This window comes from Streptomyces sp. MMS24-W38 (genome assembly GCF_059889265.1).
Genome location: NZ_JCBCPP010000001.1, coordinates 5,751,595 through 5,769,870, shown reverse-complemented (window position 1 = coordinate 5,769,870; position 18,276 = coordinate 5,751,595). Strand labels below are relative to the sequence as shown.

At 72.0% G+C, this 18,276-nt stretch carries 18 protein-coding genes and 1 riboswitch; of the genes, 6 read left to right on the top strand and 12 right to left on the bottom strand.

From position 1 onward, the window contains the following. The 3 genes from AC6F7H_RS25255 to AC6F7H_RS25245 all read left to right on the top strand — a co-directional run bounded on the left by AC6F7H_RS25255 (position 1) and on the right by AC6F7H_RS25245 (position 3,217). On the top strand, positions 1–228 hold the full coding sequence (locus AC6F7H_RS25255; protein WP_500762206.1) for a hypothetical protein: 228 nt from the start codon (positions 1–3) through the stop codon (positions 226–228). Between the two features lie 56 nt (positions 229–284). After that, complete coding sequence (locus AC6F7H_RS25250) at positions 285–914, top strand: uridine kinase family protein (RefSeq protein ID WP_500762043.1); 630 nt, start codon at positions 285–287, stop codon at positions 912–914. A 431-nt stretch (positions 915–1,345) separates the two neighbouring features. Beyond that, a complete protein-coding gene (locus tag AC6F7H_RS25245) occupies positions 1,346–3,217 on the top strand; it encodes an AAA family ATPase (RefSeq protein WP_500762041.1) in 1,872 nt (623 codons plus the stop codon). A 27-nt stretch (positions 3,218–3,244) separates the two neighbouring features. On the opposite strand, the gene AC6F7H_RS25240 is transcribed toward AC6F7H_RS25245, so the two are convergent. The 9 genes from AC6F7H_RS25240 to AC6F7H_RS25200 form a co-directional block, all read right to left on the bottom strand. Further along, positions 3,245–4,405 carry a hemolysin family protein gene (locus AC6F7H_RS25240; protein ID WP_500759243.1) on the bottom strand — a complete coding sequence of 387 codons (1,161 nt, stop codon included), beginning with the start codon at positions 4,403–4,405 and terminating at the stop codon, positions 3,245–3,247. After that, positions 4,402–5,748: a hemolysin family protein gene (locus AC6F7H_RS25235; RefSeq protein WP_500759242.1), complete on the bottom strand. Its 1,347-nt coding sequence runs from the start codon at positions 5,746–5,748 to the stop codon at positions 4,402–4,404. Before AC6F7H_RS25235 ends, AC6F7H_RS25240 begins: the two co-directional genes overlap by 4 nt. Positions 5,749–6,007: 259 nt before the next feature. Beyond that, positions 6,008–6,487 (bottom strand): PH domain-containing protein, encoded by a 480-nt coding sequence (locus tag AC6F7H_RS25230; RefSeq protein ID WP_500759240.1) that lies wholly within the window; start codon positions 6,485–6,487, stop codon positions 6,008–6,010. A 25-nt stretch (positions 6,488–6,512) separates the two neighbouring features. Next, entirely contained in the window at positions 6,513–7,376 is an 864-nt protein-coding gene (hisG, locus tag AC6F7H_RS25225; protein ID WP_500759238.1) for an ATP phosphoribosyltransferase, read from the bottom strand. Between the two features lie 50 nt (positions 7,377–7,426). Further along, entirely contained in the window at positions 7,427–7,699 is a 273-nt protein-coding gene (locus tag AC6F7H_RS25220; protein WP_010046365.1) for a phosphoribosyl-ATP diphosphatase, read from the bottom strand. Positions 7,700–7,733: 34 nt separating this feature from the next. Beyond that, positions 7,734–8,219, bottom strand: coding sequence for a 6,7-dimethyl-8-ribityllumazine synthase (ribH, locus tag AC6F7H_RS25215; protein WP_457456016.1), 486 nt, complete (start codon positions 8,217–8,219; stop codon positions 7,734–7,736). Between the two features lie 37 nt (positions 8,220–8,256). Next, positions 8,257–9,624, bottom strand: a complete 1,368-nt coding sequence (ribB, locus tag AC6F7H_RS25210; RefSeq protein ID WP_500759237.1) for a 3,4-dihydroxy-2-butanone-4-phosphate synthase — start codon at positions 9,622–9,624, stop codon at positions 8,257–8,259. Continuing rightward, entirely contained in the window at positions 9,621–10,265 is a 645-nt protein-coding gene (locus tag AC6F7H_RS25205) for a nicotinamide mononucleotide transporter family protein (RefSeq protein ID WP_500759236.1), read from the bottom strand. The genes ribB and AC6F7H_RS25205 overlap by 4 nt, the downstream gene beginning before the upstream one ends. Next, positions 10,262–10,876: a riboflavin synthase gene (locus AC6F7H_RS25200; RefSeq protein ID WP_109379426.1), complete on the bottom strand. Its 615-nt coding sequence runs from the start codon at positions 10,874–10,876 to the stop codon at positions 10,262–10,264. The genes AC6F7H_RS25205 and AC6F7H_RS25200 overlap by 4 nt, the downstream gene beginning before the upstream one ends. 144 nt (positions 10,877–11,020) lie before the next feature. After that, a riboswitch (FMN riboswitch) is annotated at positions 11,021–11,151 on the bottom strand. A gap of 445 nt (positions 11,152–11,596) precedes the next feature. On the opposite strand from AC6F7H_RS25200, the gene AC6F7H_RS25195 reads away from it, so the two are divergent. Beyond that, positions 11,597–12,355, top strand: a complete 759-nt coding sequence (locus AC6F7H_RS25195; RefSeq protein WP_500759233.1) for an SDR family oxidoreductase — start codon at positions 11,597–11,599, stop codon at positions 12,353–12,355. Positions 12,356–12,413: 58 nt separating this feature from the next. Here the strand turns inward: AC6F7H_RS25195 and AC6F7H_RS25190 are convergent, their stop codons facing one another. Beyond that, the gene (locus tag AC6F7H_RS25190) at positions 12,414–13,616 is read right to left on the bottom strand and encodes an ROK family transcriptional regulator (RefSeq protein ID WP_500759231.1); all 1,203 of its coding nucleotides are present in this window, start codon (positions 13,614–13,616) and stop codon (positions 12,414–12,416) included. A 183-nt stretch (positions 13,617–13,799) separates the two neighbouring features. Here AC6F7H_RS25190 and AC6F7H_RS25185 point away from each other — a divergent pair, with 183 nt between their 5' ends. Then, positions 13,800–15,005 carry an MFS transporter gene (locus tag AC6F7H_RS25185; protein WP_500759230.1) on the top strand — a complete coding sequence of 402 codons (1,206 nt, stop codon included), beginning with the start codon at positions 13,800–13,802 and terminating at the stop codon, positions 15,003–15,005. Here AC6F7H_RS25185 and AC6F7H_RS25180 read toward each other — a convergent pair. Continuing rightward, positions 14,965–15,423: an acyl-CoA thioesterase gene (locus AC6F7H_RS25180; protein ID WP_500759229.1), complete on the bottom strand. Its 459-nt coding sequence runs from the start codon at positions 15,421–15,423 to the stop codon at positions 14,965–14,967. The two genes, AC6F7H_RS25185 and AC6F7H_RS25180, sit on opposite strands and share 41 nt — an antisense overlap. Before the next feature lie 175 nt (positions 15,424–15,598). Between AC6F7H_RS25180 and AC6F7H_RS25175 the strand changes: the two genes are divergently transcribed. Then, positions 15,599–17,032: a uracil-xanthine permease family protein gene (locus tag AC6F7H_RS25175; RefSeq protein ID WP_500759228.1), complete on the top strand. Its 1,434-nt coding sequence runs from the start codon at positions 15,599–15,601 to the stop codon at positions 17,030–17,032. Here the strand turns inward: AC6F7H_RS25175 and AC6F7H_RS25170 are convergent. Then, a complete protein-coding gene (locus AC6F7H_RS25170; protein WP_500762039.1) occupies positions 17,014–18,144 on the bottom strand; it encodes a glycoside hydrolase family 6 protein in 1,131 nt (376 codons plus the stop codon). The two genes, AC6F7H_RS25175 and AC6F7H_RS25170, sit on opposite strands and share 19 nt — an antisense overlap. Positions 18,145–18,276 lie beyond the last annotated feature (132 nt).

The following is an 18,276-nucleotide window of genomic DNA, read 5'->3' as shown; positions in this document are numbered from 1 at the left end:
GTGTCGGAGTCGGTGCAGGTCCGGAGCGCGGCGGGCCGTACGGCTTACGTCCACCGGGTGGAGCGGATGTCCGCCCACTATGAACACACCGGAGCCGACCCCGCCAGCACCCGGGACCGTGCCGCGCCGACCGATATGGGACTCGACCAATGGCACGTACGGCGGCGGGTCGAGGCACCGACGTTCCGGGGCGCGGGCGCCGGCCACCGGGTCCCGGTCGGGTTCTAGAGTGTTCGCGTCACCGTCTCTCCGTACGCCGCCCCGCCCCTCCCCAGGAATCAGCCATTCACGATCTCGTCTCCCGCATCCGCGGCCTCGCCCCCTCCTGCGGACCCGTCCGGCTCGTCGGTGTCGACGGACACGCCGGTTCCGGGAAGTCCACGTTCGCCGGCCGGCTGGCCGGAGCACTGGGCGGCGCTCCGGTGCTGCGACTCGACGACATCGCCAGCCACCAGGAGCTCTTCGGCTGGACCGGACGGCTGCTGAGCCAGGTGATCGGTCCGCTCGGCCGCGGTGAGCGGGCGTACTACACCCCCTACGACTGGCGGGCCCGCGTCTTCGGACAGCCGCACCCGCTGCCGCCCGCCCCGGTGATCGTCGTCGAGGGCGTCGGAGCGGGACGCCGGGCGCTGCGGCCCCATCTGGCGCTGCTGCTGTGGATGGAACTGCCCGCGGAGGCCGCCTGGTCACGGGGGCGGGCACGGGACGGGGCGGAGCAGCGGGAGTTCTGGGAAGGGTGGGTCGAGGCGGAGCGCCGGCACTTCGCCGAGGACCCTTCACGCCCCTTCGCCGACCTTCTGGTGCGGGAGCGCGGGGAGCTCAAGGAGGGGTACGAGGTACTCGCCGGGCCTGCCGGGACGACCGAACCCACCTCTCCACTCACGCACGGTGACGGACCATCCGCAATGTGCTGAATATGTGAAGGGCCTTGTCGAGCAAGTCTCCGGAGTGCTCCGACTTCGCTTGACCAGGGGCCCGTACAGGTCTTACGTTCTCGATGTGCGGCCGTTCGGAGCCGCCCACAGACGCGAAGCCCCCGGTTGTTCCCCCGTGATCGGGGGCTTCGTTCTGCCCTCTTCGCCTTTTCCGGCTGCCGAGCGGCATACGTTGATCACTCTCGGTCACAACACGCGTCGAAGCTCTCCCGCCCGCCTCTGTTCCTCGGCGGGTGCGGCACCCCTACGGAGGCGGCACCGCCGCAGGTACGATGCCTTCGGTGCGACCTACGGACGCCGCTTCGCGCACCGTGCAACTCCGGTCCGCAGCGCAGCGGTTCGCCTCACGGCAGCCGGCGGGCGAGGGCCGGTGGGGCATACCGACGGGGCACGGTTTGTGGGGGGACGTGATGGACTTCGGCACGCAGGGCCCGCAGGCCCCGGCCGACCTCGCCTGGCTGCGGGGCGTGGACGCCTACACCATGGGCGCCTATCCGCAGGCCGAGGAGGAGTTCCGGGCCGCGGTGCGGATCGACCCGGGGATGGCGGACGGCTGGCTCGGGCTGCACGCGCTGCGCGTCGACACGACGGCCTCGCTGCTGCGCATGTTCCGGCACCGGGACCGCTTCGGCGAACAGCGCACCCGGCACCGCCGTACCCTCAATTCCTGGTACTGGCTGGGCTGGTGGGTGCAGCCGGTGCTGGAGAGCCCCCGCGATCTGCTGCTCGCGCACGCCTCCCACTGGCTGGACGGCCGCCACGTCCCCGAACTGGACCGCGCGCTCGCCGGCCTGCCTCCCGTGGACACCGACCCGCAGGTCCGCTTCCTGCACGCCTGCCGCGCCTATCTGGTCAAGGACTGGGAGCAGTTGGTCCGGCACACCGATCCGCTGCACGGCGATCCGCTGCTCGGCATCGAGACGGGCCTGTTCGGCGGTATGGCCCGGGTGCGCCTGGAGATGTACGGGCAGGCCGAACCGCTGCTGTCGGCGGCCCTGATGCGCTGCCGCAGCGAGCAGCCGCAGCGCAAGGAACTGCGGTACTGGCTGGCGCGCGCCCACGAGGGCACCGGCCGCAGCGCCGCCGCGGTCCCCCTGTACCGGGCCGTGCACCGTGTCGACCCGGCCTTCATGGACACCTCGGCCCGGCTCGCCGCCATCGCCGAGGGGGACGGCTACGACGACCCCGCCGATCCCGGCTCGCTCACGCTCGGCGGGGCGGGCCCGGACCTGCTGGACGGCCCGGACACACTCGACCCGCTGTTCGGCACCGAGGGCCGCGATCTGATGCTGTCCGAGCCGGACCCGCAGCCCGCAGCCCCGCGGCCGGCCACGGGGCCTTCGGTGCGCGAGCGGACCGGCGACCCGGTGCCGTCACTGCCCACGGGCCCCACCGACCCCGCCTTACTGGAGGAAGCGCTCGCCGAGCTGGAGCGCATGGTGGGACTGGAGCCGGTGAAGCGCCAGGTCAAGGCGCTGTCGGCGCAGTTGAACATGGCACGGCTACGGGCCGGGCAGGGGTTGCCGGTGCAACCGCCGAAACGGCACTTCGTCTTCTCCGGCCCGTCCGGTACCGGCAAGACCACGGTGGCCCGCATCCTGGGCCGGGTCTTCTACGCCCTCGGGCTGCTCGGCGGGGACCATCTCGTGGAGGCGCAGCGGGCCGATCTGGTCGGCGAGTACCTGGGGCAGACGGCGGTGAAGGCCAATGAGCTGATCGACTCCGCGCTCGGCGGGGTCCTCTTCGTCGACGAGGCCTACGCGCTCTCCAACTCCGGGTACGGCAAGGGCGACGCGTACGGCGACGAGGCGCTCCAGGTGCTGCTGAAGCGGGCCGAGGACAACCGCGACCACCTGGTGGTCATACTGGCCGGCTACCCGGAGGGCATGGACCGTCTGCTCGGTGCCAACCCGGGGCTGTCCTCCCGCTTCACGACGCGCGTCGACTTCCCGTCCTACCGGCCACTCGAACTCACCGCGATCGGCGAGGTGCTGGCCGCGGAGAACGGCGACGTGTGGGACGAGGAGGCGCTGGAGGAGCTGCGGTCCATCGCCGGTCACGTGGTGGACCAGGGGTGGATCGACGAGCTGGGCAACGGACGGTTCCTGCGGACGTTGTACGAGAAGAGCTGCGCGTACCGGGATCTGCGGCTGTCGGCGTATCCGGCGTACCCGGGCACGCTGACCCGGGAGGACCTGGCGACGCTGCGGCTGCCGGATCTGATGCAGGCGTACGGGGAGGTGCTGTCCGGGCGGGGCCCACAGGATCCGCCGGCACCCTGACACCGGCGGATCCCGCGACGCCGGAGGTCAGCGGGTGAGCGCTCCTGCCGGGGCACCGTTCCTGGACTCGGTCGGTCCGACGTCCGCCCCGCTGTCCGGAAGCGTTCCGGCATCCGGAGGCATCCCGGAACCGGGGTGTGCCCCGGTGTCCGGCCGCGCGCCCGGCGTCTCGCGGTGTGCCGGGTCCCGTACCTCGCCGACCAGCAGCTCCAGTACGTCCTCCAGGGCCACCAGACCCTGTGCCCGGCCGGACGCGTCGGCCACCTGGGCCAGGTGGGTGGCGGCGCGGCGCATCACGGTGAGGGCGTCGTCCAGCGGGAGTTCGGGTCGGAGGGTGGGCATGCGCCGCCAGAGCCGCTGCGGCACGGCCCCGTCGGTCTCCTCCAGGTCGAGCACGTCCTTGACATGCAGGTAGCCCATGAAGGCGCCGCTCTGCGCGGCGACCGGGAAACGGGAGTACCCGGTGCGGGCGGTGAGTTCCACGATCCGTGCCGGGGTGGCCTCGGGGCCGACCGTCACCAGTGACTCACGGGGCAGCAGGACGTCCGTCACCGGGCGGGATCCCAGCTCCAGGGCGTCCTCCAGGCGCTCGGCCTCCTCGGGGTCGAGGAGGCCCGCCTGACCGGCGTCCTCCACCAGCCGGTTCAGCTGCTCGCTGGTGAAGGCGGCCTCGACCTCGGCCTTCGGCTCGACGTGGAAGGCCCGCAGGACGGTCTCGGCACAGGCGCCGAGCGCGGTCGTGACGGGTCGGCACAGCCGGGCGAACCAGACCAGGCCGGGGCCCAGCCACAGCGCGGCCTTCTCGGGGGTGGCCATCGCGAGGTTCTTCGGGACCATCTCGCCGATGACGAGGTGGAAGAAGACCACAGCGGCGAGTGCGACGACGTAGCCGAGCGGATGGATCATGCCGTGCGGCAGCTGGATCCACTCGAACACCGGCTCCAGCAAGTGGGCGACCATCGGTTCGGCGACCGCTCCGAGGGTCAGCGAGCAGACGGTGATGCCGAACTGGGCCGCCGCCATCATCCGCGGCAGATGCTCGAGCCCGTACAGGACCTGGTGGGCCCGGGCGGTGCCGAGCGGTTCGATCTGGCTGCGGCGCACGGAGACCAGCGCGAACTCGGCGCCCACGAGGAATCCGTTGGCGAGGACGAGCAGGGCGGCGAAGAGGAGGTGCAGCACGCTCATCGGGCTGCCTCCACGAGTGGCGGCGGGGCCGCCTCGACCAGGCGGACGCACTCGGCGCGGTAGTGGCCGACGCGGCGGACCGACAGCCGCCAGCCGGGCAGTTCCGCGTGATCCCCGACGGCCGGGATCCGGCCGAGCAGATCGGCGACCAGGCCGGCGACGGTCTCGTAGGGTCCGCCGGGCACGTCGAGGCCGATGCGGAGCAGGGTGTCGACGCGGACGCTGCCGTCGACGTCCCAGGCGGAGTGGCCGTCCTCCGACGGGACGGCGACGAGTTCGAGGGCCTCGCCGAGGAGCTCGTCGTGCTCGTCGTGCTCGTCCAGGATCTCGCCGACGATCTCCTCGACGATGTCCTCCAGCGTGACGACTCCGGCCGTGCCGCCGTACTCGTCGACGACGACCGCGATGGGCTGCTCGCTGCGCAGCCGCGTCAGCAGCGGCCGGACGGGCAGGGTCTCGGGGACGAGCAGCGCCGGGCGGGCGATGTCGCCGACGGGGGTACGCAGCCGGTCCCGCGGGGGAACCGCGAGGGCGTCCTTGAGGTGGGCCATGCCGACGACTTCGTCGATCCGCTTCGTGTGGACGGGGAACCGGGACAGGCCGGTGGCCCGGGTCAGGTTCACCACGTCCTCGACGGTCGCGGAGGACTGCAGGGCGCTGACCTTCACACGCGGGGTCATGACGTGCTGCGCGGTCAGCCCGCCCAGGGACAGGGTCCGTACGAAGAGGTCCGCCGTGTCCTGTTCCAGGGCGCCGGCCCGTGCGGAGTGCCGGGCCAGGGAGACCAGTTCGCCGGGCGTGCGGGCGGAGGCCAGCTCCACGGTCGGCTCGATGCCCAGGGTGCGCACCACCCGGTTGGCCACGGCGTTCAGTCCGGCGATGACCGGGCGGAACAGGCGGGCGAAGACGTGCTGCGGGCCGGCGACGAACCGCGCGACCTGCAGCGGCCGGGACACCGCCCAGTTCTTGGGCACGAGCTCGCCGATCACCATCTGCACGGCCGAGGCCAGCAGCATGCCGACGACCACGGCGATGGTGGAGACGGCGCCCTCGGGGACGCCCGTGCCGGTGACGGGGCCGCGCAGCAGCTCGGCGAGCGCCGGTTGGGCGAGCATGCCGACGACCAGGGAGGTGATGGTGATGCCGAGCTGGGTGCCGGAGAGCTGGAAGGACAGCTCCTTGAGTGATTCGACGACCCGGTGGGCGCGTCGGTCGCCGTCGGCGGCGGCCTGTTCGGCGTCCGGTCGTTCGACGGTGACCAGGCCGAACTCGGCGGCCACGAAGAACCCGTTGGCGAGAATCAACAGGAATGCGACTGCGAGCAGCAGCAGAGGGGTGGTCATGATGCCGCCGCTTGCGCACGGTCACGAACCTCGTGGAACGGGCTCGCGCTATGTCGACAGGGGGCGGCGCAGGTACTGCAGGACGATCCGTCCATCGCCGGAGAGGGTCACTCCTCGGTTAGCTGGAGCCCCTGGGGCACCGGGCGGGGCGGCAGGGGCGAAGGCGCTGTCGGCGCGCCTCCGCCCACCAGATTAATCAAGACATGGGCGGCCGCGTCAGGGTGGCCGACCCCGATGTCTCCCCGAGATGTCCCCCGGATCAGCCCCGTGACGCATCGGGGTCGGCCAGGGAACGCGCCACGGTGAGCGCTCGCAGGGCCTGCGCGTCGGCGATGGCGCGTTCCTTGGCGATGCCCGGCTGGATGCCGAGCACGGGCATGCTGGTGCCGTCGCTGAGGTCGAGGAAGACCCAGGGGTCACCCGGACGAAGGTTCACCTGAAGGATCTGAGCCCATTCGAGGCGGCGCCTGCCGACGATGTTGACGACGGTGACGCCGGACTCGTCGGCGTCGACCCTGGGCCGGGCCAGCAGCACCAGCCCGCCGGCCAGCAGGGCACCGGTGAACACGAAACTGATCCGCTCGCCCGGGTCGACCTGTTCCAGCAGCAGGGCGATCAGGGAGAGGGCCCCGAAGAGCGCGACGGCCGCACCGAGCAGCACCGCGCGGGTGCGACCGGGACGGAAGGTGACGGGCAGGGCGGGCACGTCGGACGGCTGGTCCGAGGGGGCGTCCGGCATGGTGCGGCTCCGGGGTCGGTCCGGGTCAGAGACGGCAGGCGTGGATGGCCGTGGTGAGGATGGCGCGGGCACCGATGTCGTAGAGGTCGTCCATGATGCGCTGGGCCTCCTTGGAGGGGACCATGGCGCGGACGGCGACCCAGCCCTCGTTGTGCAGCGGGGACACGGTCGGGGACTCCAGGCCCGGGGTCAGCGCGACGGCCTTCTCCAACTGCTCGACCCGGCAGTCGTAGTCCATCATCACGTAGGTGCGGGCGACGAGGACGCCCTGGAGACGCCGCAGGAACTGCCCCACCTTGGGCTCGACGGTCTCGTCGGGCTCGGCCGCGGCGCCGGTGCGGCGGATGACGACCGCCTCCGAGGTCATGATCGGTTCGCCGATCACCTCCAGGCCCGCGTTGCGCAGGGAGGTGCCGGTCTCGACGACGTCCGCGATGATCTCGGCGACGCCCAGTTCGACGGCGGTCTCGACGGCGCCGTCGAGGTGGACCACGGAGGCGTCGATGCCCTGTTCGGCGAGGTGCCGGGCGACGATCCCCTCGTAGGAGGTGGCGACCGTCCTGCCGCCGAGGTCCGTGACGCTCCGCACGACACTGGGCTTGGCGGCGAAGCGGAAGGTGGAGCGGGCGAAGCCGAGGGGCAGGATCTCCTCGGCCTCGGCGCCCGAGTCCACCAGGAGGTCCCGGCCGGTGATGCCGATGTCGAGGCGGCCGGAGGAGACGTAGATCGCGATGTCCCGGGGGCGGAGGTAGAAGAACTCGACCTCGTTGACCGGGTCGACGATCCTCAGTTCCTTCGACTCCCGGCGCTGCTGGTAGCCGGCCTCATGCAGCATCTCCGCCGCAGGGCCTGCCAGTGAACCCTTGTTGGGGAGTGCGATGCGCAGCATGAGGTCGGCTTCCTTTGCGGTGTGGGTGGTGGTGGGGTGGGTGCCTGCGATCACAGGTGGGCGTAGACGTCGTCGAGGGAGATGCCTCGGGCGACCATCATCACCTGGACGTGGTAGAGCAGCTGCGAGATCTCCTCGGCAGCCGCTTCCTTGCCCTCGTGCTCGGCGGCCATCCAGACCTCGGCGGCCTCTTCGACGACCTTCTTGCCGATGGCATGGACGCCCTTTTCCACCAGTTCGGCGGTGCGGGAGGTGGCGGGGTCGCCGTGCGCGGCCTTGTGCTGGAGCTCGGTGAAGAGCTCCTCGAACGTCTTCTTGGACATGGTGGTTCTCACCCTACGCGGTGTCGGGGCCTGTTCACCGCCAGGGTTCGGATACTGAACGCAGCGTGGCCGCGGTCGCCACCGCCGCCGTGACCGCCTCGTGCCCCTTGTCCTCGGTGGAGCCGGGCAGTCCGGCGCGGTCCAGGGCCTGTTCCTCGGTGTCGCAGGTGAGCAGGCCGAAGCCGACGGGCACCCCGGTGTCGACGCTGACCTGGGTGAGGCCCTGGGTGACGCCCTGGCACACATACTCGAAGTGGGGTGTGCCGCCCCGGATGACGACGCCGAGGGCGACGATCGCGTCGTAGCCGCGTCCGGCGAGGACCTTGGCGACGACCGGGAGTTCCCAGCTGCCGGGGACCCTCAGCAGGGTCGGTTCGTCGATGCCGAGGTCGTGCAGGGCGCGCAGGGCGCCGTCGACCAGTCCGTCCATCACCTTCTCGTGCCACTGTGCCGCGACGACGGCGACGCGGAGGTCCCCCACGTCGCGTACGGACAGTTCCGGTGCACCCTTGCCGCTCACGTCTCTCCTCGGTGTTCTCTTGGTTCTCTTGGTTCTCTCACTGGTTGCCGCAGGCCGGCACGGTCGGTGTGTCCAGCCAGGGCAGGTCGTGGCCCATCCGGTCGCGCTTGGTACGCAGGTAGCGGATGTTGTGCTCGCCGGCGGTGACGGGCATCGGCTCGCGGCCGGTGACCTCGATGCCGTGCCGGACGAGCGCGTCGGACTTGTCGGGGTTGTTGGTCAGCAGGCGGACGCCGCGCACCCCGAGGTCGGCGAGGATCTGCGCACCGGCGCCGTAGTCACGGGCGTCGGCCGGAAGGCCTAGCTCGAGGTTGGCGTCGAGGGTGTCACGCCCGCGTTCCTGGAGTTCGTAGGCGCGCAGTTTGGACATCAGGCCGATGCCGCGCCCCTCGTGTCCGCGCAGGTAGACGACGACGCCCCGGCCCTCCTTCTGGATGCGGTCCAGGGAGGCGTCCAGCTGGGGGCCGCAGTCGCAGCGCTGGGAGCCGAAGACGTCGCCGGTGAGGCATTCGGAGTGGACGCGCACGAGGACGTCCGCGCCGTCGCCGATCTCGCCGTGGACGAGGGCGACGTGCTCGACGCCGTCGACGGTGGAACGGTAGCCGTAGGCGGTGAAGGTGCCGTGCGAGGTGGGCAGCCCGACCTCGGCCTCGCGGCGGACGGTGGGCTCGGATGGGGGTCCCCCCTGCTCATGGGGGTCCCCCCTGTTCGAGCGGAGCTGAGAACTCGGGGGAGAAGCCGAGAGCTTGGGGGAGCGGCGGTAGGCGATCAGGTCCTCGATGGAGATGATCGTCAGGCCGTGCTTGCGGGCGAACGGGATCAGCTCGGGCAGGCGCAGCATCTGCCCGTCCTCGCCGGCGATCTCGACGATGGCGCCGGCCGGGCGCAGTCCGGCGAGGCGGGCCAGGTCGACGGCGGCCTCGGTGTGGCCGTCGCGCACGAGCACACCGCCGGAGCGGGCGCGCAGCGGGAAGATGTGGCCGGGGCGGACGAAGTCGGCCGGCTGGGCGGTGCCGCTCGCGAGCAGTCGGAGGGTGGTGGCACGGTCGGCGGCCGAGATGCCGGTGCTCACGCCGTGGGCGGCGGAGGCGTCCACGGAGACGGTGAACGCGGTCTTCATCGACTCGGTGTTGTCCTCGACCATCTGCGGGAGCCGGAGCCGGTCCAGTTCGTCGCTCTCCATGGGGGCACAGATCAGTCCGCGGCATTCGCTCATCATGAAGGCGACGATCTCGGGGGTGACCTTCTCGGCGGCGATGACGAGGTCTCCCTCGTTCTCGCGGTCCTCGTCGTCGACGACCACGACCGGGCGGCCGGCCGCGATGTCGGCGACGGCCTGTTCGACCGGGTCGAGCGTCAGGTCCTCGGCGTCCTCGGTGCTGTACAGGCTCGGTGCCGTGCTCATGCCGGCGCTCCTTCCAGGGCGGGCCGTGCGTCCCCGCGGGAGCGCAGCCACCAGTCGCGCAGCCCCCACAGGACCAGCGCGCCGTAGATGATGTAGACGAAGCCGGAGAAGGCGAAGCCGTTGGCGAAGTTCAGCGGTACGCCGACGAGGTCGACCAGCAGCCAGGCGAACCAGAACTCGACCATGCCGCGGGCCTGGGCGTACATGGCGACGACGGTGCCGACGAAGATGTACGCGTCCGGCCAGGGGTCCCAGGACAGGGACGGGTACAGCGTGAACAGTCCGCCCACCGCGAGGGTGCCGATCGCCGCCGCGCCCACCATGAGTACACGCTCGAGGCCGGTGGCGAACCGGACGGCGATGGAGCCGTCCTGCGCCTGCTGCCGGCCGCGGTTCCACTGCCGGAAGCCCCAGGCGGCGACCAGCATGACGACGATCTGCTTGCCCGCGCTGCCGGAGAGATGGGCGGTGGCGAAGGCCGCGAAGAGGATCAGGCCCGAGACGAACTGGGCGGGCCAGGTCCAGATGGAGCGTCGCCAGCCGAGGGCCAGGGCGATCAGACCGATCACGTTGCCGATCATGTCCGACCACTTGATGTGCTGGTCGAAGAGGGTGAACGCCTCGGAGTTCAGCCAGTTCACCGCGTGGCCCCCTCACCGATGACCCGGTCGCCGATCATCCGCTCGACGTACTTGGCGATGACGTCCACCTCGAGGTTGACCGGGTCGCCGCTCTGCTTGAGGCCGAGGGTGGTCAGGGCGAGCGTGGTGGGGATCAGACTGACGGTGAAGAAGTCGGGTCCGGCGTCGACGACGGTGAGGCTGATGCCGTCGACGGTGATGGAGCCCTTCTCCACGACGTAGCGGGAGAGTTCGGCCGGGAGCGAGATCTTCACGATCTCCCAGTTCTCGGACGGCTTGCGTTCGAGGATCCGGCCGGTCCCGTCGACGTGTCCCTGCACGATGTGGCCGCCGAGGCGGGCGCCCAGGGCCATGGGGCGTTCGAGGTTGACCCGGGAGCCGACGGCGAGGGCGCCGAGGCTGGAGCGGTTCAGGGTCTCGGCCATCACGTCGGCGGTGAACTCGTCGCCCTCGTGGTCCACGACCGTGAGGCAGACGCCGTTGACGGCGATCGAGTCGCCGTGCTTCGCGCCCTCGGTGACGAGGGGGCCGCGCAGGCGGAAGCGACAGGCGTCGTCGAGAGTCTCGACAGCGGTGATCTCGCCCAGTTCTTCGACGATTCCGGTGAACACTTCCCGGGTCCTCCTGCCTCTTCGGGCACGGACTCCGGGGCTGTCGATGACGACAGAAGTACGGGCAGGTACACCGGGGGCGACGCCGGACGGAGTTCGCCCTCAGGGCGAACCGATACGGCGGCGCGCACGAATGCCCGCCCGCCGCGCACTGCCTCCCATCCGGACTTTAACCGTCGGTCCAGGAATTTCACCTGGTCAACCGGCCACTGGAAGCGGCCGGGTCGCGGACTGTAACCGCCGGTTCGGACTTTCACCGACCCCGGAGTGCGCTGCTGCTGGTACAGGGCCCAGTGTGCCATGCCCGGCCACCACCCATACAGGTGAGAGGTGTGGGGTACCTCACAGGAGGAGGCGCCGTATGCGCCGTCCGCCCGCGGTCGCCCCTCGGCCACCACGCGCCACCGGCGCACGATCGGCGCACAGTGACCCAACCCGCGCCCTGCCCTGCCCCCTTGAACGCTGTTGAACGCCGCCGAGCGCCCCCTGAGCGGCCCTCACCCATTGACCATAGTGGTCTAGTCCTCTTAGCGTCTGATGCGGCCTCCACACAGACCGGCCCGGCGGCGGTGACGACGGCCCTTGCCCGCCGCCGGGCCTCACCATGCCGTCCGCCGGGATCGCCCGTGATCCCGTGTCACATTCGGGGCCGCCGATCCGTCCCTGTGGACGAGGGTGCTCCAGCGGGGAGCTCCCGTGTCTCCCAAGGGGCTGAGCAGCATGACCACGATCCTGGTGACCGGCGGTACCGGAGCCCTCGGCCGGCACCTCACCGAGCGGTTGCGGACGGACGGGCACGAGGTGCGGGTGCTCAGCCGGCACTCCCGTCCGTACGCCGTGGACCTGCGCCGGGGCGGCAGCACGTTGGACGAGGCCGTCACGGGGGTGGACACGATCGTCCACTGTGCGACCACACCGCGCGGCGGAGACGAGCAGGCGGCGAAGAACCTTCTCGCGGCAGCGCGGCGGGCCGGGGTGGGGCACCTCGTGTACATCTCGATCGTCGGTGTCGACCGGGTGCCGTTCGGCTACTACCGGACCAAGTTCGCGGTGGAGCGGCTGATCGAGGAGTCGGGGATCGGCTGGACCGTACTGCGCACGACCCAGTTCCACGACCTGCTGCTCACGGTGTTCCAAGGGCTGGGCAGGCTCCCGGTGCTGCTGCTGCCGTCCCATGTGAAGGACCAGCCGATCGACGTGACCGAGGTCGCGGACCGCCTGGCCGAGTTGGCCCGGGGCGGGCCCGCGGGGCGCGTCGAGGACATGGGCGGCCCGGAGGTGAGGACGTTCGACTCCCTGGCGCGCTCCTACCTCCGGGCGACGGGACGACGCCGCGCGGTGGTCAGGGTTCCGCTCCGGGGCGCCGCCTACCGCGCCTTCCGCGCCGGCGGCCATCTCGCCCCGGAGCACGCGGTGGGCAAGGGCACCTTCGAGGAGTTCCTGGCGACACGGGCGGGGCGTGGACACGTCGGCACGTAGGCGCGCGAGCCGGAGGGGGCCGGGGCGGGCGCCCGGTGGCGGGACGGGGCGCCCTGCATCAGGGTGCGGCGGCGGGCGGGCCGAAGAGCTCGTCCTGGGCGCGGTCCCGGGCCGTCAGGAGGGCACCGCGCAGCACCGCTCCGCCGCCCAGGAGGCTCGCACGCACCTCGGTGGACAGCGGTGACATCCGGGCCGTCCGGGCCTGTACGCGGGCGGCGAGTTCCGTACCGCCGGCCTGGCCGATCTCCCCGCCGAGCACCACGCATCCGGGATCCAGCAGCGCCGCCACCGCCGCGACCCCCACGGCGACGCGGTCCGCGAGGGCGTCGAGGAAGCGCGCGTCCGCCGAGGCCGGCTCCTCGCGTGCTCTTGCGGCGGCCGCCCGTACCGCTCCCGCCGCCACCGGTTCCGTGTCCGGCTCGGCCACGACCCCGTGCTCCCCCGCCAGTTCCGCGACCGCCGCCGCGGCCGCGAGGGAGTGGAAGCCGCCGCCGCAGTCGGTGGCCGACGGCAGGCCCGGGGTGCCCGGCACCGGCAGGAAGCCGATCTCGCCCGTGCCGCCGGAGGCGCCCCGGCGCAGGGAGCCGTCCAGGATCACGGCCGCGCCGGTGCCGTGGCCCAGCCAGAGCAGGACGAAGGTGTCGCGGTCCCTGGCGGCGCCGTCGCGCTGCTCGGCCAGGGCGGCGAGGTTGGTCTCGTTCTCGAGGCTGACGCGCGCCTCGGGCAGCCGCTCCTGCAGCGCGGCCACCAGCAGGCGGTGCCATTCCGGCAGCCCCTTGGACACCCGCAGTTCGCCGCTCGCCGGGTCGATCAGCCCGGGGGCACCGATGCCGACGGTGTGCAGCCGGTCGGCGCCCGCCTCCTTCACCGTCCGCTCGACCAGCGCCACCGCCCGTTCCACGGCCGGACCGGTCCCGGCGTCCACCGCGATCGGCGCGTAGGCCTCGGCCAGAACCGTACCGACGAGGTCGGACACGACCACGGCGACACCCTCGGTGCGTACGTCGAGCGCCGCCAGCTGCGCCCGGCCGGCGACGATCCCGTACACCTTCGCGTTCGGCCCGCGCCGCTGCTCCCCGGCCTCCCCGACCACCGTGATCAGCCCGGCCGCGGTCAGCCGCTCGACGAGGTCGGCGACGGTCGGCCGGGACAGACCGGTCAGCTGCTTCAACTGCCCTGCCGTCAGCTGGCCTTCCTGCTGGAGCAGCCGCAGGGCGTTCCGGTCGTTGATGGCTCTGGCGGTGCTGGGGGATGCGGCCATGGCGTGATCCTTCCAGATGGCGGCCCGGGTCGGCGGCCGGCGAGCGACGGCCGGCGGGACCGAGTGGTACGGCACCGGTCGCCACGAACCGGGCGACTGGCGGAAATCCCCTTATCTATCAGGCAGCCTTCCTGATAGTTTACGGCGGCGCATGGGGGCCACGGCGACCGGAGGGGCGGGACCATGACCGCAGAGGTGTACGGGCAGCGCGAGGTACGGAGGGCGCGGTACGCCGTGGGCGCCGTGTTCGCCGTGCACGGCGCCGTCACCGGCTCGTTCGCCACGCGCGTGCCGTGGATCCAGGACCATGCCGGCGTGAGCCCGGGGCAGTTGGGGCTCGCGCTCGCCTTCCCCGCGATCGGCGCGTCCCTCGCGATGCCGCTGGCGGGGCGGGTCAGCCACCGCTTCGGCACCCGCACCGCGCTGCGTGGACTGATCGCCCTGTGGACGCTCGCGCTGGTCCTGCCGTCGATCGCCCCGAACCTGCTGACGCTCTGCCTGGCCCTGTTCGTCTACGGCGCCACGGCCGGCATGTCCGACGTGGCGATGAACGCCCTGGGGGTGGAGGTGGAGAACCGGCTCGAGCGGTCGATCATGTCCGGGCTGCACGGTATGTGGAGCGTCGGTGCCCTGATCGGCTCGGCGGCCGGCACACTCGGCGCGCACCTCGGCGCGGACGCCCGGCTGCACCACGCGCTCGCGGCCGGTGTCCTGACGGTGGCGGGCGTCGCCGGCGCGGGCCACGTGCTCGATCTGCAGCCCGCCGAGGACGAGGAGCCGCCGCCGAGGTTCGCGCTGCCGCCCCGCTCCGCGCTGCTGATCGGCGCCATCGGCTTCTGCGCGGTCTTCGCGGAGGGTGCGAGCCTCGACTGGTCGGCGGTCTATCTGCGCGACCGGTTGGAGACCTCGGCGGGGCTCGCCGCGGCCTGCACCACCGGGTTCACGCTCACCATGGCGATCGTCCGGCTCGCCGGTGACCGGGTGGTGGACCGCTACGGCGCGGTGCGCACGGTGCGCACGAGCGGTGTCGTCGCCGTCACCGGCGGACTGCTGATCGTCCTCGCCCCGCACCCCGCGACGGCGATGGCCGGGTTCGCGCTGATGGGCCTCGGCATCGCGGTGGTGGTGCCGCTGTGCTTCGCCGCGGCGGGCCGCAGTGGTACCAATCCCAGCCTCGCCATCGCGGGCGTCGCGACCATCACGTACACCTCGGGCCTGATCGCTCCGAGCGCGATCGGCCTGCTGGCCCAGGCGACCAGTCTGATGGTGTCGTTCGTCCTGGTCACCGTGTTGTCGTGCGGTCTGGCCGGCCTCGCGGGCGTGCTGCGCTCCGGTGACCGCGTGAAGGTCATCCGCCCGGACGCAGCAGTTCCCGGCCCGCGGCCCTGAACGTCTCGCTCCAGGGCGCCGGGCGCAGGGTTCTTGCGTTCAGCCGTACCAGCGCCCGGCTCCCCCGCGCGTAGGTCACCGCCCCGTCCCGCGAGCAGAAGCGGAAACCGTAGGTCAGCCCGGTCGTCCCCAGCCGCTCCAGCCACAGGTGGACGGCGTAGGCGCCGGTCCGGGTCACCGGGGCCTCGTAGCCGATCCGCAGTTCCCTGACCGCGTTGCAGGCGTCGCCGGCCGCCGTCCAGTCGCCCTCGAAGCGGATGCCGTGCTCCTCCCACAGTTCGGTCCAGGCCCGCTCGACCATCAGCGGATAGCGCGCGTTGTGCAGCAGCCCCAGCGCGTCGAGGTCGTCGAAGTGGACGGTCACGGGGATCAGCCGACCGTACGACAGGGCGTGGGCGGTCGGGGCTTCGGCGGTCACTGCGGGACTCCTGGTGCGTACGGGGACGAGTGCCGCCTACACGAACCAACGGCGCACCCTCATCCTAAGCAGACGCTCAGACAGCCGGGGTGAGCCCGTCCAGGTGTACGAAGCACACCTGCTCAGCCCCGACAATGGTCCGGACACGCTGCACGAACGACGAAAGCGACAGCCCATGGATCTCGGCGTCCGCTGGACACTGCACGGAGACGGACGCACCCCGGCTCCCGGCGCGGTGGTCCGCCCCGACGAACGGCTCTCCTGGCCCCGTACCGCAGGACTCGGCGCCCAGCACGTCGTGGCGATGTTCGGGGCGTCCTTCGTCGCCCCGGTGCTGATGGGCCTGGACCCCAACCTCGCGATCATGATGTCGGGCGTCGCGACCATCGTCTTCCTGCTGGCCACACGCGGCCGGGTGCCCAGCTATCTGGGCTGCTCGCTCTCCTTCGTCGGCGTCGCCGCGGTCATCCGGGCCCAGGGCGGGTCGAGCGCCACCGTGACCGGCGCGGTGTTCGTCGTCGGGGCCGCGCTGTTCCTGGTGGGGCTCGCGGTGCGGCGTTTCGGGGCGCGGATCATCCACGCCACGATGCCGCCGATCGTCACCGGCGCGGTGGTGATGCTGATCGGCTTCAACCTGGCGCCGGTGACCGCCGCCACGTACTGGCCGCAGGACCAGTGGACCGCCCTGTCCGTGATGCTGTTCACCGGCCTGGCGGTGGTGTGCCTGCGGGGCTTCTGGTCCCGTATCGCGATCTTCCTCGGGCTGGTCTTCGGGTACGCGCTCTCCTGGGTCCTCGACCTGGTCTTCGGCCGGATCCACTCCGCGGACGCGAGCGGCAAGGTCACCGACCACTGGCGCCTGGACCTGTCCGGCGTGGGCCAGGCCGACTGGATCGGCCTGCCGAACCTGCACGGCCCGTCCTTCGAGTGGTCGGCGATCCTCGTCGCCCTGCCGGTCGTCATCGCGCTGATCGCCGAGAACGCCGGACACGTCAAGGCCGTCGGCGAGATGACCGGCGACAACCTCGACGACAAGCTGGGCACGGCCATCTCCGCCGACGGCGTCGGCTCCATGCTGTCCACCGCCGTCGGCGGCCCGCCCAACACCACCTACTCCGAGAACATCGGCGTGATGGCGGCGACCCGTGTCTACTCGACCGCCGCGTACTGGGCCGCCGCGTGCTTCGCCCTGCTGTTCGGCCTCTGCCCGAAGTTCGGCGCGGTCGTGGCCGCGATCCCCGGGGGTGTGCTCGGCGGGATCACCGTCATCCTGTACGGCATGATCGGCCTGCTCGGCGCCCAGATCTGGATCAACGCCAAGGTGGACCTGCGCAATCCGCTGAACCTGGTACCGGCCGCCGCGGGCATCATCATCGGCGTCGGCAACGTCACCATGGAGTTCACCGACACCTTCTCGCTCAGCGGCATCGCGCTCGGCACCCTCGTCGTCATCACCGGGTACCACGCGCTGCGCGCCTTCGCGCCGGCTCATCTCAAGACCCAGCCGCCGCTGCTCGACGCAGGCACCTCCGCCTACGACGAGAACGGCGAGAGCGGGAACGGCGGGGACGAGGCGGACGGCGGGGGCACTCAGCGCGCCAAGTCGTAGGCGTACGACGGGGTGAAGGTGCCCGGCGCGCCCTTGCAACCGTCCGACTCCCCCGGCAGTTTCACCCAGAGGTAGGCGTCGATCCCGGCCTCGCCGGTGCTGAGCGTCGGGGTCCGGCCGAGCTTGCGGCCCGCGGGGTCGCACCATTCGCCGTCGGCCGGGGCGCCGTTGCCGTTGCGGCTGGTGTCGATCACCGCGCCCAGGCCGGGCGGGCCGCCGAGCGCGTCGAGCACCTGCCGGTTGTGGGCGATCTCGTCGACCGTGTCGTGGAAGTTGGAGACGTTGCTGAAGACGCCGTCGGAGGAGGCCGCCGACGCGGCCCCGGCCTGCCTCAGCCAGTCGGCCTGTCGCGCGGGCGCGTTCCACCCGGAGTGCCCGGCGTCGTAGTAGACGCGGGCCCGGGAGTTGGCCTCCTTCAGTACCCGTCCGGCGCGGGCCAGTGAGGCGAAGCGGTCGGCGCGCTGCCCCGCGGAGAGGCATTCGACCTGGGCGAGGGAGTCCGGCTCCAGGATCACGATGACCTCGCCGGATCCCAGCCCGGCGGCGAACCGGTCGATCCAGCCGTCATAGGCGTCCAGGTCGGGCGCTCCGCCCCGGGAGTGCCCGCCGCAGTCGCGGTCGGGGATCGTGTACGGCACGAGGACGGGCACCCGGCCCCGTGCGGCGCCGGCCGAGGTGATCGCGCGCACCCGCGCGGTGACCGTGTCCGGTGAGTGGTCGGCGAACCACACGGCCGCCGGCTGGTCGCCGATGCGGGACTCTATGACCACGCGGCGCGGATCGCCGGGATGGGCCCGCACCCAGTCCAGGACCTGGGACTCGGGGTGGCGGTAGAGCCGGGGGGACACCGGGGCCGACCGCGGCTCCCGCGCGCTGCGCGACGCGGACGGCGTGGTACTCGTCTTTTTCGCACCGAGCTCGGGAGAGGCCGACGCGGAGGGGGACGGCGCCTCGGACGACGGCGACACCGACGGCACGACGGGCAGTGCTTCCAGCCGCGGCGACGCGGTCGCCTCGGGCCGTGCCTCGTCCGAGCCGCGTCCGTCATCCACCGAAGAAACCACCCCGGCGGCGGTGCCGACCGCCACCACGAGGGAGGCGGCCACCACCATGGCGGCGCGCCGGGCCGCGCCTCTGCCCGCGGACCGCCGGGCGGCCAGGCGTTGGGCACGCGAGCCTGACACAGTGCTGCTCCCCCTCCCCCACGACGGGCGCGTTCCCCCGATCCGGGGAAACGTCGGGCC